The 16,090-nt window shown below is 60.6% G+C and carries 10 protein-coding genes; 7 read left to right on the top strand and 3 right to left on the bottom strand.

Annotated features, from left to right (window positions below; translation table 11 throughout):
• Positions 1-148: 148 nt before the first annotated feature.
• From BM373_RS10635 to BM373_RS10615, 5 genes are read left to right on the top strand one after another with little or no spacing between them, the layout of a single operon-like run.
• Positions 149-1,408 (top strand): CmpA/NrtA family ABC transporter substrate-binding protein, encoded by a 1,260-nt coding sequence (locus BM373_RS10635; protein ID WP_090461407.1) that lies wholly within the window; start codon positions 149-151, stop codon positions 1,406-1,408.
• A gap of 1 nt (position 1,409) precedes the next feature.
• The gene (ntrB, locus tag BM373_RS10630; protein WP_090461406.1) at positions 1,410-2,291 is read left to right on the top strand and encodes a nitrate ABC transporter permease; all 882 of its coding nucleotides are present in this window, start codon (positions 1,410-1,412) and stop codon (positions 2,289-2,291) included.
• Between the two features lie 10 nt (positions 2,292-2,301).
• Positions 2,302-3,090 (top strand): ABC transporter ATP-binding protein, encoded by a 789-nt coding sequence (locus BM373_RS10625; RefSeq protein ID WP_090461405.1) that lies wholly within the window; start codon positions 2,302-2,304, stop codon positions 3,088-3,090.
• A 9-nt stretch (positions 3,091-3,099) separates the two neighbouring features.
• A complete protein-coding gene (nirB, locus tag BM373_RS10620) occupies positions 3,100-7,164 on the top strand; it encodes a nitrite reductase large subunit NirB (RefSeq protein WP_090461404.1) in 4,065 nt (1,354 codons plus the stop codon).
• Positions 7,161-9,749 carry a nitrate reductase gene (locus BM373_RS10615; protein ID WP_090461403.1) on the top strand — a complete coding sequence of 863 codons (2,589 nt, stop codon included), beginning with the start codon at positions 7,161-7,163 and terminating at the stop codon, positions 9,747-9,749. The genes nirB and BM373_RS10615 overlap by 4 nt, the downstream gene beginning before the upstream one ends.
• On the opposite strand, the gene BM373_RS10610 is transcribed toward BM373_RS10615, so the two are convergent.
• Positions 9,726-10,277 carry a YbhB/YbcL family Raf kinase inhibitor-like protein gene (locus tag BM373_RS10610; RefSeq protein WP_090461402.1) on the bottom strand — a complete coding sequence of 184 codons (552 nt, stop codon included), beginning with the start codon at positions 10,275-10,277 and terminating at the stop codon, positions 9,726-9,728. The genes BM373_RS10615 and BM373_RS10610 overlap by 24 nt on opposite strands.
• Positions 10,278-10,449: 172 nt before the next feature.
• Between BM373_RS10610 and BM373_RS10605 the strand changes: the two genes are divergently transcribed.
• Positions 10,450-11,856, top strand: coding sequence for a YchO/YchP family invasin (locus tag BM373_RS10605; protein WP_090461401.1), 1,407 nt, complete (start codon positions 10,450-10,452; stop codon positions 11,854-11,856).
• On the opposite strand, the gene narL is transcribed toward BM373_RS10605, so the two are convergent.
• Together narL and narX are read right to left on the bottom strand one after the other, a co-directional pair.
• Positions 11,857-12,507: a two-component system response regulator NarL gene (narL, locus tag BM373_RS10600; protein ID WP_090461400.1), complete on the bottom strand. Its 651-nt coding sequence runs from the start codon at positions 12,505-12,507 to the stop codon at positions 11,857-11,859.
• Positions 12,500-14,296: a nitrate/nitrite two-component system sensor histidine kinase NarX gene (gene narX, locus BM373_RS10595; RefSeq protein WP_090461399.1), complete on the bottom strand. Its 1,797-nt coding sequence runs from the start codon at positions 14,294-14,296 to the stop codon at positions 12,500-12,502. The genes narL and narX overlap by 8 nt, the downstream gene beginning before the upstream one ends.
• Before the next feature lie 308 nt (positions 14,297-14,604).
• On the opposite strand from narX, the gene BM373_RS10590 reads away from it, so the two are divergent.
• The gene (locus BM373_RS10590) at positions 14,605-15,999 is read left to right on the top strand and encodes a NarK family nitrate/nitrite MFS transporter (protein ID WP_090461614.1); all 1,395 of its coding nucleotides are present in this window, start codon (positions 14,605-14,607) and stop codon (positions 15,997-15,999) included.
• Positions 16,000-16,090: the final 91 nt, after the last annotated feature.

The raw sequence follows: 16,090 nt of genomic DNA, 5'->3' as shown, positions 1-16,090 counted from the left end.
GAAATCCCCCAAACCTGGCACTCCCCTTGCATTACCTCAACACAACATAGCGAGTCCGCACGCCAATGGCGGTGTGTGAACTCAAAGGATAAAGGCGTCCTGCGGTGCGAAAGCACTGCCGGGCGCTTTTTTTTATTCAGGAGTGGTGATGGCTGACTCAAACGTATCTTTAACCCGCCGACGCTTATTACAGGCCACTGCCGTGATGGGCGGGGCGATGCTGCTGCCGGGCGTGATGCAGGCGGCGTGGGCGGCGGGCTCCGACAAACCAGAGCTTTCCACCGTGCGCGTCGGTTTTATTCCACTCACCGACTGTGCGCCGCTGGTGATCGCCGCCCTCAAGGGCTTCGATAAAAAGCACGGCATCACCCTTGTGCCGACCAAAGAGGCGAGCTGGGCGGCGGTGCGCGACAAACTCACCTCCGGTGAACTCGACGCCGCACACGTGCTGTATGGCCTGCTCTACGGGCTGGAAATGGGCATCGGCCCCAAACCGCAGGCGATGGCGAATCTGATGACGCTCAATCAGAACGGCCAGGCGATCACCCTTGCCGCGGAACTCCAGGAGAAGGGCATCCGTGACGCAGCCGATCTGCAAAAACTGATCGCCGCAAGCGCCCCAGGCAGCTACACCTTCGCCCACACGTTCCCCACCGGCACCCACGCCATGTGGCTCTATTACTGGCTGGCGAGCGCGGGCATCAACCCGTTTGACGATATCCGCACCGTGGTGGTGCCGCCGCCGCAGATGGTGATGAACATGCGCATCGGCAATATGGTCGGCTTCTGCGTCGGTGAGCCGTGGAACACCCGCGCTATTAACGACCGCATCGGTTTTACCGCCGCCACCTCTCAGCAGATCTGGCCCGATCACCCGGAAAAAATCCTCGGCACCCGCCGGGCGTGGGTGGAACAGAACCCGCATACCGCCAGGGCGCTGGTCGCGGCGGTGCTGGAAGCCAGCCGCTGGATCGACGCCTCCCCTGAAAACAGGCGCGAAACCGCGCAGATCCTCGCCCGTCGCGCCTGGCTTAACACCAAAGAGCAGTACCTCACCGGACGGATGCTCGGCGAGTACGACAACGGCGCGGGCAAACGCTGGCAGGACGCCCATGCCATCCGTTTCTTCAACGAGGGTCAGGTGAACTATCCGTGGCACTCCGACGGCATGTGGTTTTTAACCCAGTTCCGCCGCTGGGGATTGCTGAAAACCGCGCCCGATTACGCCGCTGTTGCCGCGCGCATTAACCGCACCGATGTCTTTCGCGATGCCGCAACCCAGGTCGGCAATATTTCGCTGCCGACCGACACGCTTCGCACCAGCACCTTAATGGACGGTTCCGTCTGGACGGGACGCGATCCGGAAAGCTACGCCAGCAGTTTCGCCATTCAACGCAAAGGGGCATGACATGACGCTCGCACAGAAAAAACCATCAATTCAGACCGAAACGCCGCAGGGCGAAGTGATTGTGCTGCCGCCGGTGCAGGTTCGCCGCCGCACGCCGCGCATGACCCGCCAGATCCACGCGATCGTGCAGCGGGTGATCCCGGCATTGCTGGGACTCGGCCTGCTGGTTGTCGCCTGGCAACTGGCGGCGATCAACAGCAAAGGCTTCCCGACGCCGCTCTCGACGCTGGATTCCGCCCTGACCCTGTTTGCCGATCCCTTTTATAACGATGGCCCGAACGATATGGGCATCGGCTGGAACGTGCTGGCGTCATTACAGCGCGTGGCGATTGGCTTCGGCCTCGCGGCGCTGGTCGGCATTCCGCTCGGCTTTTTAATTGGCCGCTTTGTCTTTTTCTCGCGCATGTTCACGCCGCTGATTGCGCTGCTGCGCCCGGTCAGCCCGCTGGCATGGCTGCCGATTGGCCTGCTGCTGTTTCAGAAGGCGGAACCCGCCTCAAGCTGGACCATCTTTATCTGCTCCATCTGGCCAATGGTGATCAACACCGCCGAAGGGGTGAAGCGCATCCCGGAAGATTACTTAAACGTCGCCCGCGTGCTGCAACTCTCCGAATGGACGGTGATGCGCCGCATTCTGTTCCCGGCGGTGCTGCCCGCGGTGCTCACCGGGGTGCGCCTGTCGATTGGCATTGCGTGGCTGGTGATCGTCGCGGCGGAAATGCTCACCGGCGGCGTGGGGATTGGCTTCTGGATCTGGAACGAGTGGAACAACCTCAACGTTGAAAACATTCTCATCGCCATCGTCATTATCGGCGTCGTCGGCCTGCTGCTGGAGCAGGGCCTGATGCTCATCGCCCGCCGCTTTAGCTGGCAGGATAAATAAGGAAAAGCTCATGAAACCGATTATTCAGGTCCAGGCCGTCAGTCAGCGTTTTTCCACCGCCAGCGGGGAGTTTCTCGCCCTGCAAAACGTCTCCTTTGATATCCACGAAGGGGAAACGGTGAGCCTTATCGGGCACTCCGGCTGCGGTAAATCGACTCTCTTAAACTTAATCGCCGGGATCACGCTGCCGACCGAAGGCGGTCTGCTGTGCGACAACCGCGAAATCGCCGGCCCCGGCCCGGAGCGGGCGGTGGTGTTTCAGAACCATTCGCTGCTGCCGTGGCTGACCTGCTTTGACAACGTGGCGCTGGCGGTGGATCAGGTCTTTCGCCGCACCATGAGTAAAGCCGAGCGCAAAGAGTGGATCGAACACAACCTTGACCGCGTGCAGATGGGCCACGCGATGCACAAACGCCCCGGTGAGATCTCCGGCGGCATGAAACAGCGCATCGGCATCGCCCGCGCGCTGGCGATGAAGCCGAAAGTCCTGCTGATGGACGAGCCTTTCGGCGCGCTCGATGCGCTCACCCGCGCCCATTTGCAGGACACGGTGATGCACATTCAGCAGGCACTGAACACCACCATTGTGCTGATCACCCATGACGTTGACGAGGCGGTGCTGCTCTCGGATCGGGTGATGATGATGACCAACGGCCCGGCGGCGACGGTGGGCGAAGTGCTGGCGGTCAATCTGCCGCGCCCGCGCAACCGCGTTCAGCTGGCGGAAGACAGTCGCTATCACCATCTGCGCCAGCAGATCCTGCATTTCCTCTATGAAAAGCAGCCGAAAGCGGCGTAAGGGGCGACCATGACGCGGCGACTGATCGTTATCGGCAACGGCATGGCGGCGACCCGGCTGGCACAGACTTTGAGCAGCCGGAGCCGGGGGCATTTTGCCATCACCCTGATCGGCGACGAGCCGTGTGCGGCCTATAACCGCATTCAGCTTTCGCCGGTATTAAGCGGGGAAAAATCCTTTGCCGGGACCCAACTGGTGGACGATGAGTGGTATCAGGCGCAGGGCATCACCGTGCGCAGCGGCGAGCGGGTGCTGGCGGTGGATGCGCAGGCCCGTACGCTGCAAAGCGATAACGCCACGCTGGTCTGGGATGAACTGGTGTTCGCCACCGGATCGCTGCCGTTTATCCCGCCAATCCCCGGTCACGATCTGCCGCACGTATTTGCCTTTCGCACGGTTGCCGACGTCAACGCCATGCTGGCGCTGAACGGTGCGGTGGTGGTGCTCGGCGGCGGGGTGCTGGGCGTGGAAGCCGCCGCCGCGTTTGCCCGCCGGGGTGACAACGTCACGCTGGTACACCGGGCAGATCGGTTGATGGAACAACAGCTCGACCATAAGGCCAGCGATCTGCTGGTGGCGCACTTAACCGCCCGCGGCATTCACTGCGAACTCGACAGCGGCATCACCCGGATCACGCCACAGAGCGTGACGCTGAGTGACGGACGCACAATCCCGGCGTCGCGCGTGGTCATCGCCACCGGCGTCAAACCCAACATCGCGCTGGCGCAGGCGAGCGGCGTACCGTGCCAGCGCGGAATCCTGGTCGATCGTCAGTTGCGCACCGCCATCCCCGGCATCAGCGCCATCGGCGAGTGCTGCGAAATCGACGGACAGACGTGGGGGCTGGTCGCGCCCTGTCTGCAACAGGCCGACATGCTGGCCTCACGGCTGTGCGATGCGCCGACTGATGATTTTCACTGGCAGGAGAGCGGCACTCGTCTGAAGGTGACCGGCATCGATCTGTTCAGCTCCGGGCGCGTCAGTGCCGAATCCGGCGACGACACATGGCACACGTGGGACCCGCTGGCCGGGCATTACCGCCGCCTGCTGGTGCGCGACGGAAAACTGGCGGGCGTGCTGCTGATGGGCGACTGCCAGAGCGCGGGCGCGCTGACCGGCCTGCTTGCCACCTCCCAACCCGCCAGTCCCGACTGGCTATTCGACCGTTTCACAACCCAGCCCCAGGCTGAAGGACAACAGACAATGACAAAACCTACGCTGGTAGTGGCAGGACACGGCATGGTCGGCCACCATTTTTTAGAGCAGTGTGTCAGCCGGGGTCTGCACCTGGCGTATCAGATTGTGGTGCTGTGCGAGGAGCGCTACGCCGCCTACGATCGCGTGCACTTATCCGAATATTTCTCCGGGCGCAGCGCCGAATCGCTCTCCATGGTCGAAGAGGATTTCTTTGCACGCCACAACATCGAACTGCGGCTTTCCTGCCGGGTGGCGGAGATTGACCGTGACAGCCGCGTGGTGCGCGACAGCGCCGGGCATGAGACCCATTTCGACAAGCTGATCCTGGCGACCGGCTCGTACCCCTTTGTGCCGCCGGTGCCGGGGCACGATCTGCCCGGCTGTTTTGTCTACCGCACCCTCGACGATCTGGACCGCATTCGCGCCCATGCCACCACCGCGACGCGCGGGGTGGTGATCGGCGGCGGCCTGTTGGGGCTTGAGGCGGCGAACGCGCTGAAACAGCTTGGACTCGACACCCACGTGGTGGAATTTGCCCCCAGCCTGATGGCGGTACAGCTTGATGAAGGCGGCGCGGCGATGCTGCGGAAAAAAATCACCGCCCTCGGCGTCGGCGTGCACACGTCAAAATCCACCACCGCGATTGTGGAAACGGACAGCGGCCTGGCGCTGAACTTTGCCGACGGCGGGTGTCTTGAAACCGATATGGTGGTCTTCTCGGCAGGCATTCGCCCACAGGATGCGCTGGCACGCAGCTGCGGACTGACGCTCGGCGAGCGCGGCGGCGTGTGCATTGACGATCGCTGCCAGACCAGCGACGCGGATATTTTCGCTATCGGCGAATGCGCCCTGTGGGATAACAAAATCTTTGGCCTGGTCGCGCCGGGCTACCAGATGGCGCGCGTGGTGGCAGCGGGACTGGCGGGCGAGATCGCGCAGTTCAGCGGCGCAGACATGAGCACCAAACTCAAGCTGCTCGGCGTCGATGTGGCGTCGTTTGGCGATGCCCACGGACGCACGCCGGACGCCCAGAGCTACCAGTGGACGGACGGGCCAAACCAGACCTATAAAAAAATCGTCGTCAGCCACGACGGGAAAAAACTGCTCGGCGGCGTGCTGGTGGGCGATGCCAGCGAATACACCACGCTGTTGCAGATGATGCTTAACGACATGGCGCTGCCAGCCCAGCCGGAAAGCCTGATCCTGCCGACGCTGGCGGGCGCACCCGCCAAAGGCCTCGGCGTGGCGGCGCTGCCGGACAGCGCGCAGATCTGCTCGTGTCACAACGTCAGCAAAGCGGATATCTGCAACGCGGTAAGTGCAGGCGCGGGCGACATGGGCGCGATCAAAAGCTGCACCAAAGCGGCGACCGGCTGCGGCGGCTGTAGCGCGCTGGTCAAACAGGTGATGGAGTTCCAGCTTGCCGCCCAGGGCGTCGAGGTCAAAAAAGACATCTGCGAACACTTCCCGTACTCGCGCCAGGAGATCTACCACCTGGTGCGCGTCAACCACATTCACACCTTTGACCAGCTGATTTCGCGCTACGGTCGCGGCCACGGCTGTGAGATCTGCAAACCGCTGGTGGGCTCGGTGCTGGCGTCGTGCTGGAACGACTATCTGCGTAAGCCCGCGCACATGCCGCTTCAGGATACTAACGACCGCTTTTTCGCCAACATTCAGAAAGACGGCACCTATTCGGTGGTGCCGCGAATGCCCGCCGGGGAAGTCACGGCGGACGGCCTGATCGCCATCGGGCAGATCGCCAAACGCTATCAGCTTTACAGCAAAGTGACCGGCGGGCAGCGCATCGATCTGTTCGGCGCGCACCTTGACGATCTGCCCGCCATCTGGCGCGAACTGGCGGGGGCCGGATTTGAAACCGGCCACGCCTACGGCAAATCGCTGCGCACGGTGAAATCCTGCGTGGGCTCCACATGGTGCCGTTACGGGGTGCTGGATTCCACCGGGCTGGCGGTGACGCTGGAGCACCGCTACAAAGGGCTGCGCGCGCCGCACAAAATCAAAATGGCAGTGTCCGGCTGCACCCGCGAATGCGCCGAAGCCCAGAGTAAAGACATCGGGGTTATCGCCACTGAAAACGGCTGGAATTTGTACGTCTGCGGCAACGGCGGCATGAAGCCGCGCCACGCGGATCTCTTTGCCAGCGATCTCGACGAAGCCACGCTCCTGCGCACGGTCGATCGGCTGCTGATGTTCTACATCCGTACCGCCGACCGCCTGCAACGCACCAGCGTCTGGATGGATAACCTCGAAGGCGGGCTCGATTACCTGCGCGACGTGATCCTCAACGATTCACTGGGGATTGGCGCGGAACTGGAGCTGGAAATGGCGCGGATCATCGACACATATCAATGCGAGTGGCAGACCACGCTTAACGATCCGCAGCAACTGGCACAGTTTAAAACCTTTGTTAACAGCGATGCGCCGGACGAAGCCGTGCAGCGCCAGATGCTGCGCGGGCAGCCGCAGCTTACCCGTCCGGTTCTTGTGGACGCGCCGCCTTCCGCTAAGCCCTGGCAGGCGATTTGTGCCATTGATGAGATCCCGGAGCAGGCGGGAATTGGCGCACGCATCGGCGAGCGGCAGATCGCGCTGTTCCGCTTCGGGCAAACCATTTATGCGCTGGATAATCTCGAACCGGGCAGCGAGGCTAACGTGCTGTCGCGCGGTCTGCTGGGGGATGCGGGCGGCGAGCCGATTGTCATTTCACCGCTGTATAAACACCGTATCCGTCTGCGCGATGGTCGCCAGTCCGATAACGGTGAACCGCTGGTGCGCGCGTGGCCGGTGAAAATCGAAGGCGGAAAAGTGTGGGTCGGCAACCAGGCGCTATTGATGCGTGCGGTGGCCTCATGAACGAAACCCGCACTACCTGCCCCTACTGTGGCGTCGGCTGCGGAGTGATCGCCCGCGTGGAGCAGGGCGCGGTCAGCGTGCGCGGCGACGAATCACATCCGGCGAATTTTGGGCGGCTGTGCGTGAAAGGCGCGGCGCTGGGGGACACCACGGGGCTGGCGGGCCGCCTGTTGCATCCGGTGCTCGACGGCGAACGCGCAGGCTGGGACGACGCCCTGAACGCCGCCGGGGATCGCCTGCGGGCGATCATTGAAGAATTTGGCCCGCAGGCGGTGGCTTTTTACGCCTCCGGGCAGTTGCTGACTGAGGATTACTACGCCGCCAACAAACTGATGAAGGGCTTTATCGGCGCGGGCAATATCGACACCAACTCCCGGCTCTGTATGTCCTCGGCAGTGACGGGTTACAAACGCGCGTTCGGCGCAGACGTGGTGCCGTGCAGCTATCAGGATGTGGAAAGCAGCGATCTGGTGGTGCTGGTGGGATCGAATGCGGCCTGGGCGCATCCGGTGCTTTATCAGCGTCTCGCCCAGGCTAAGCGCGAACGGCCTGAGATGAAAATCGTGGTCATCGATCCGCGTAAAACCGCCACCTGCGACATTGCGGATCTGCATCTGCCGCTCGCTCCGGGCAGCGATGCCGGGCTGTTTGTTGGCCTGCTAAACGCGATTATGGCCCACGGCGGTGACGCATCCGCCTTTGATGAGGCTGACGCTGCCTGCACCATTGCCGCGGCATGGAGCGTGGATCGGGTGGCGCAATTTTGCGATCTTCCCGTGGCAGCGGTGACGGCCTTTTTTGAGGCCTTTATTCACGCGCCGCGCGCCGTCACGCTCTACACCATGGGCATTAACCAGTCGTCGAGCGGTAGCGACAAATGCAACGCCATCATTAACGTGCATTTAGCCAGCGGCAAATTTAACCGCGCGGGCTGCGGGCCGTTTTCGCTGACCGGTCAGCCAAATGCCATGGGCGGGCGCGAAGTGGGCGGGCTGGCGACGCAACTGGCGGCGCATATGAATTTTGTCCCGCAGGATCTGGCCCGCCTGGCGCGGTTCTGGGGAACCGAGCGGCTGGCGCAAACGCCGGGGCTGATGGCGGTGGACCTGTTTGACGCCATCGGGCGCGGCGAGGTGAAAGCGGTGTGGATCATGGGCACCAACCCGGCGGTGTCGCTGCCCGACAGCCACGCCGTCTGCCAGGCGCTGGCGCGCTGCCCGCTGGTGATTGTCTCCGACGTGGTCGCGCAAACGGACACCAGCCGCTACGCGCATATTCAGTTTCCGGCCCAGGCGTGGGGCGAGAAAAACGGCACCGTGACCAACTCCGAGCGGCGCATCTCCCGCCAGCGCGCGTTTCTGCCCGCGCCTGGTGAGGCAAAGCCTGACTGGTGGATTGTGGCGCAGGTGGCGCAGCGGCTCGGCTACGGGCAGGCGTTTGCCTGGCAACATGCTCACGACGTTTTCAGCGAGCATGCCGCGCTGTCAGGCTTTGAGAATCACGGCAGCCGGGCGTTTGATATCAGCGACCTGGCAAATCTCAGCCTTAACGACTGGGATAAACTGGAGCCAGTGCAGTGGCAGCCCGCAGGGGAACTTGCGCGCGGCTGGCGCGAAAACGGGCGGCTGCGGATGGTGGCGGTAACGCCGCAGCCTGCGCGTGCACAGCCCGACGCGCTTTATCCTTTGATCTTAAACAGCGGGCGCATCCGCGATCAGTGGCACACCATGACCCGCACCGGCACGGTGGCAAAACTGATGCAGCATATTGCTGAACCGACAGTGGACATCGCCCCGGTGGACGCCGCGCGTCTGGCGATCCGCCACGGAGAGTTAACCCGCATCAGTTCACCGCGCGGGGTGATGGTGGCGCGGGCGGTGGTCAGCGAGCGGCAGCGGGAGGGATCGCTTTTCGCCCCGATGCACTGGAACGGGGTTTTTGCGCGCCAGGGGAAAATCAACGCGCTGGTCGCGCCGATCTGCTGCCCGGATTCCGGTCAGCCGGAGAGTAAACAGACGGCGGTGCGCCTCAGCGCCTGGCATCCGACGTGGCAGGGGGAACTCTTTTTCCGTGACAACGTCACGCTGCCGCCAGAAATTCACTGGCTGCGCAAGGCGGGCGCGGTGAACCATTTCACGCTGGCGGGAGAGACGTTGTTGCAGGCGTGGCTGATGGCGTGGTGTCAGCAACATCACTGGCAGGTGCAGATAGCCCGGGGCGCAGAAAACCTGAATGTACTTGCCTGGCAGGAGGGCAAACTGATGCTCGCCTTCTGGAGTGCGAAGCGTTTACCGGAGATAGACAGCGCATGGGTTGACGCGGCGTTCGTCCGGGCACCGGAAACGCCGTTTGCCCGTCACGCGCTGTTAAGTGGTATGCCTGCGGGCGAGCAAAAAGCGCCGGGGCGCACGGTATGTAGCTGCTTTAGCGTCGGGGAATACGCCATTAACGCGGCCATTGCCAGCGGTTGCGACAGCGCCGCCGCCCTGGGTAAGGCGCTGCGCTGCGGCACTAACTGTGGCTCGTGCATCCCGGAACTTAATGCGCTGCTGGCGAAGGCGTTACTGCCCGAAGCGGCCGATTAATCCGGCGGCGGCGAGCGCTTTGCCTTTCAGTTTCGCCATAAGCTCATCGCGGGTCAGCCCCTCGGGTAAATCCGGGGCGACATCGGTGGCGATAAGCGTAAAGACATAATGGTGCGCGCCGCTGCCGGGTGGTGGGCAGGGGCCGTACCAGGCGGTGGTGCCGGGGGTATTTTTACCGCCGGTGAAGTTTTTCCCGTCGCGCAGATCGTTTGCGGCAATCCCGGTGGCGGACGGCGAAATGTTATAGGCCACCAGATGCGTCACCCCCAGGCCTTTTGCGCCTTCAGGATCGTGCATAATCAGGACAAAACTTTTGGTATTTACCGGGGGATTACTCCAGATCAGCGCCGGAGAGGTATTTTCACCGGTGCAGTTGGGGTTATTTTTCGCGTTTCCGGCGAATTTCTTTTCCATCAGCGCATTGTCGGCAAAAGCCGGGGATTGCAGCATAAAGAGTTCGCTGGCGCTGACTGATGCGCCATAAAACATCAGTGAACTCCATAAAGCCCATTTCAGCGTTTTGTTCATCAGGCCGTCTCATTGCGGGGGGATACAGTAACTGTAGTTGCGGCGAAGCGGGAAGGGTTAAGGATTTTCCTGGAATTAGGCCTCAGGGCTGAATATAGGGCTGAAAATCGTTAGGATGACCCTTTGCCACCGCTCAACAATTCAGGCAGGTGAGACGTCGCCAACGATATTGATGCGTAACGCACTCCGTTTTTTACATCCTTTCTCGTTACTCTTGCTGCTGGCAGGAGGCGTTCACGGTGCCCCGCAAAGCTTCATGCAGCAGGCGCAAAACCCCTTTGATAATGATGCCGACGGCCTGCCCGATCTGGGACTCGCGCCAGTGGGCAACAGCGGCGAAAAGCATCTGGCGGAAATGGCGAAAGCCTTCGGTGAGGCCAGCCAGACCGACAACGGCCTGAGCGCCGGGCAGCAGGCGCGGGCGTTTGCGCTCGGCAAGATCCGCGATGCGGTCAGCGGCGAGGTGAACGAGCAGGTGGAGTCCTGGCTTTCACCCTGGGGTAACGCCAGCATTAATCTTCAGGCTAATGATGAGGGGCAGTTAACCGGCAGCGAAGGGCGCTGGTTTGTGCCCTTGCAGGACAATAATCGCTATTTAAGCTGGACCCAGTTGGGTCTCACTCAGCAGGATGACGGGCTGGTGAGTAACGCCGGTATCGGCCAGCGCTGGATGACCGGCGACTGGCTGCTCGGCTATAACACCTTCTGGGACAATCAGCTTGAGAGCCATTTGCAGCGTGCCGGGCTGGGTGCCGAGGCGTGGGGTGAATATCTGCGGCTCTCCGCTAACTACTATCAGCCGCTTTCCGGCTGGAACGACGAGGGCGCAACGCTGCAACAGCGGATGGCGCGGGGCTACGATATTACCGCCCAGGCGCGGCTGCCGTTTTATCAGCACATCAATACCAGCGTCAGCGTGGAGCAATATTTCGGTGAGCGGGTGGACCTGTTCGACTCCGGCACCGGCTACCACAATCCGATGGCGGTCAGCGTCGGATTAAATTACACCCCGGTGCCGCTGGTGACCGTTACCGCGCAGCACCGTCAGGGGGAGAGCGGCGAAAGCCAGAACGATCTGGGGCTGAAGCTCAATTATCGTTTTGGCGTGCCGCTGAAAAAACAGCTCGCGGCCAGCGAAGTGGCGCAGGTCAGTTCGCTGCGCGGCAGCCGCTACGACAGCCCGACGCGCAATAATCTTCCGGTTGTCGAGTACCGCCAGCGTAAAACCCTGTCCGTGTTCCTCGCCACGCCGCCCTGGGATCTCAAACCGGGTGAAACCGTGGCGCTGAAATTACAGGTGAAAAGTACCCACGGCGTGCGTGAGCTGGTGTGGCAGGGGGATACCCAGGCGCTGAGTCTGACGCCGCCGGTGAACGGGCAGGACCCGGATGGCTGGAGCATTATCATGCCTGCGTGGGATGCCAGCCCGGGGGCTACCAACACATGGCACTTGTCGGTAACGGTGGAAGATCAGAAGGGGCAGCGCGTCTCATCCAATGAGATCACGCTGGTGCTGGCAGAGCCGCTGCAAAATGTGCCGCAGGGCGATCCGAACTGGGATCTTCTGCCTGGCGGTTAATCAGAAAATACGTTCCTGATGCACCCAGACCGCCGCTTCGACGCGCGATTTGAGCTTCATCTTTTTCAGCATGTGCTTCACGTGGACTTTCACCGTGCTTTCGGTGATATCCAGGCGACGGGCGATCATTTTGTTCGGCAGGCCCTGGGCGATCAGTTTCAGAATATCGCGCTCGCGCGGGGTAAGCTGAGTGACGTCGCGGTCTGAACTGGCACGGTTGGCGCGCAGGCTGGCGGCGAGCACCGGGGTCAGCGCTTCGCTGAGCACCATTTCTCCGGCGGCAGCCTGTTGCAGGGCTTTGAGCAGATCTTCCGGTTCCATATCTTTCAACAGATAGCCGTCCGCGCCGCGTTTAAGGGCGGTCACCACGTCCTCTTCATGATTCGACACGCTGAACACCACGATGCGCCCGGAAAGCGTTTTTTCCCGCAGCTTGTCCAGCGTTTCCAGGCCGTTCATGCCGGGCATATTGAGATCCAGCAAAATCAAATCGGGATCGAGTGACTCCGCAAGGGTGATCCCCTGCTCGCCGTTGCTGGCTTCACCGACAACGGCAATGTCGGCTGCCATGCTGATAAGCTGTTTAACGCCGGTGCGCAGCATCGGATGATCGTCAATCAGTAAGATAGTGGCCGGTTCCTGATTATTCATGGTTATCTCCTTGTACAGAGGAAAGCAGCTTTTCGGGTATAAAGGTGACTACCACTTCGGTGCCGGCAGGCTCGCGCCGCCGCACCTGACAATCACCGCGCAGGCTGTGGGCGCGGTCTCGCATGATAATCAAGCCATAATGATTTAAACGCTCGGCATTTTCCGGTACGCCGCAGCCGTTATCGGTCACGCACAGTTTAACCTGCGGCCCCTGCTGGCTGACCGTTACTGTAACCTCGCTGGCACCGGAGTGCTTTAACGCATTACTGAGCGCTTCGCGGGCGATCTGTAACAGGTGGATTGCCTGGTGCGACGGTACATGGCGGGGCGGGAGCTGGTAATCCAGCTTCACCGGGAAGCCAAAATGGGCGCTGTACTCAAGGCAACTGGCTTCCAGCGCGGGGCGCAGGCCAGGTTCGTTCAATTGTAAGCGGAATGTCGTTAATAATTCACGCAATTGCGCCCACGAGGTGTTCAGTTCATTGCGGATCTGCCCCAGAAGTTGCTGACTGGCGGCAGGCAGGCTGTCGCCCTGCATTTGCAGACAGCTTATCTGCATCTTCATACAGGAGAGGGACTGGGCGATAGAATCGTGCAGTTCGCGGGCGATGGTGGCGCGCTCCTCCATGACCATCAACTGCTGCTGGCGTTCCTGCTGGCGATCGAGCGCGAGGGTCGCGGTCAGTTGCTCAACCAGCGTATCCACAAGCTGCTGCTGATCGTGGCTGAGATGGCGACCGGAGGGCAGTTTGGCGAGCAATAAGCCGTACTGGGTATGGGTATCTGCCAGCCGCCATTTCAGGGTGGTGCCGCCAGGCGCGCTCTCAACAGCGCCCCGTGGACAAAGATGGCAGCCAATCTCATCGCAACTGATGTCCGACTGACAGGTGAATTCCTGATGGTTGGCTTCATCTTCCATGTCATAAATACGCAGTTCAATATCGTGAAGCAGCGTCAGATTTTGCAGACCGTTCAGCACAGGCGAGAGGCGCTCACACATTGGGAACTGTGAATGCAGACGGCGATTGGCCTGCCAGAGAAACGAGAGAATTTGATTTTTTTGCTCAAGCCCGGCGGTTTTTTCCTGTACCCGCTGCTCAAGAATGGCATAGCTTCCGGCCAGTTCTGCCGACATGTTGTTAAGCGCCATGCCGAGGGTCGCCATCTCATTACGGCCACTTATGTGCGCCCGCTGGGTGAAATCCCGGTGGCTGACCGCCCGCGCCATACCCAGCAGTTGCCGCCACGGATAGAGCAGCCGCGCGCGCAGCCAGATCACCGTAAACAGCAACAGTAATCCCATAAATACCGCCATCGCGTGCTGCATGTAGACCACGCGCTCAATGCGCTGCTCGGTGCTGTGATCGAAGGCGCTGACCAGCCGATCGATGCGGTTAACAAAGGCGGTGATTTCACCCGATACATCCTGCGGGTTGCGGGCATTTTTTAAAGCCGGTTCGACGTCGCTGTGCCAGTAATTTTGCAGCGCGAGAAGCTGTGCCTGTTGATCGTCATGCTGCGCGGCGAGGGCCAGTTCGGGGCTGAAGGCGGTTTTTGTCATTTCGTCGAGCAGCGGGCGGTCCTGCTCATCAAGGGGGATCGCTGCTAACAAGCGAAAACTCTGCATTCGCAAAGAGCCCGCTTTGTTGATCGCGTGCGCGCTGCCCTGAACGCCCTGTACCAGCCAGCCCGAAATCGCCATGCCCGTAATGCCAATCGCGGTCGAGAGCAGAACGATCAGCACCAGTTGGTTAACAAGGGTAAGCGGTGAGAAAAGGCGTTTTAGCATTGACGGCATGGCTCCAGGCCCGGTCACGTAACGGGAGATGCGGTATTCTCAACCATCGCCTGGAGTATACCCATACCCCATAGGGGTTACTCCTTTATTGTCGTCCTGGGATCGTCTTAAAACAAGCGGCCAGGGGAAACCTTCAGCATCGTGAAAAACCACACCTTTTTTAGCGGTTTTGACTGCTCATAAAGGAGTACACCGCTTTTTTGCGCAAAATGAAGCCGACTTTTCCTTTGATTTATATCAACTTAAGCGCGGCTGCAGGCCCTAATGTGGCAGGCGTCAATCGATTATCAGAGGTGTCTATGAGTCACTCTTCCGTTCCTGAAGGAACTACCGGAACCGTCATTACTGACTGGCGACCGGAAGATCCTGCTTTCTGGCAACAGCGTGGACAACGCGTGGCGAGCCGCAATTTGTGGATCTCCGTTCCCTGTCTGTTACTGGCGTTTTGCGTGTGGATGTTGTTTAGTGCCGTGGCGGTCAACCTGAATAAGGTGGGCTTTAATTTCACGACCGATCAACTGTTTATGTTAACGGCGTTGCCGTCTGTGTCCGGCGCGCTGCTGCGTGTGCCTTATGCGTTTATGGTGCCGATTTTTGGCGGTCGCCGCTGGACGGCGTTCAGTACCGGCATCATGATCGTGCCCTGCGTCTGGTTGGGTTTTGCGGTGCAGGATACCACCACGCCGTTTAGCACCTTTATTTTGATCTCGCTGCTGTGCGGCCTTGCCGGGGCGAACTTCGCTTCCAGCATGGCGAACATCAGCTTCTTCTTTCCGAAGCAGAAGCAGGGCGGTGCGCTGGGTATTAACGGCGGTATGGGGAACCTCGGCGTCAGCGTGATGCAGTTGCTCGCGCCGATGGCGATTACGTTTTCCATGTTTGCCATGTTTGGCGCAACGGGTGTTGAACAGCCGGATGGGTCGATGCTGTATCTGGAAAACGCCGCCTGGGTGTGGGTGCCGTTTCTGATTGTCTTCACCCTTGCCGCCTGGTTTGGCATGAATGAACTGGCGACCTCGAAAGCCTCGCTGCGCGCGCAGCTTCCGGTACTGAAACGGGCGCACCTGTGGATCCTCGGCTTTTTGTATCTGGCGACGTTCGGCTCGTTTATCGGCTTTTCTGCCGGATTTGCCATGCTGTCCAAAACCCAGTTCCCGGATGTAAACGTGCTGCACTATGCGTTCTTTGGCCCGCTGGTGGGCGCGCTGGCGCGTTCCGCAGGCGGCGCACTCTCTGACCGCCTGGGTGGGATCCGCGTGACGCTGGTGAACTTCGTGTTTATGGCAATTTTCAGCGCACTGCTGTTCCTGACCTTGCCGTCAGGCGGTAGCGCGGGGAATTTCTACGCCTTCTTTGCGGTCTTCTTAATGCTCTTTTTGACCGCCGGGTTGGGTAGCGGATCGAGCTTCCAGATGATCTCCATTATTTTCCGCAAGATGACGATGGAAAAAGTGAAAGCGCAGGGCGGTACGGAAGATCAGGCGCTGCGTGAAGCGGCCACCGATACGGCAGCAGCGCTGGGCTTTATTTCGGCGATTGGTGCGGTCGGCGGGTTCTTTATCCCGAAAGCCTTCGGTACTTCGCTGGCGCTGACCGGATCGCCTGCGGGCGCAATGAAAGTCTTTTTAGTGTTCTACATCGCCTGCGTGGTTATTACGTGGGCGGTTTATGGCCGGAATTCTAATAAAAAGTAAGTAAAAGTTGATTATCCTTGCGCGGTGCAAACCGCGCTTTTTTTATGTCTGCCGTAGTTACAACATACTCAGAGATTTATCCGTTTCAGCA

This window comes from Enterobacter sp. kpr-6 (genome assembly GCF_900116015.1).
Taxonomy (GTDB): Bacteria; Pseudomonadota; Gammaproteobacteria; order Enterobacterales; family Enterobacteriaceae; genus Enterobacter_D.
This window is presented reverse-complemented; position numbering and strand designations above follow the sequence as displayed.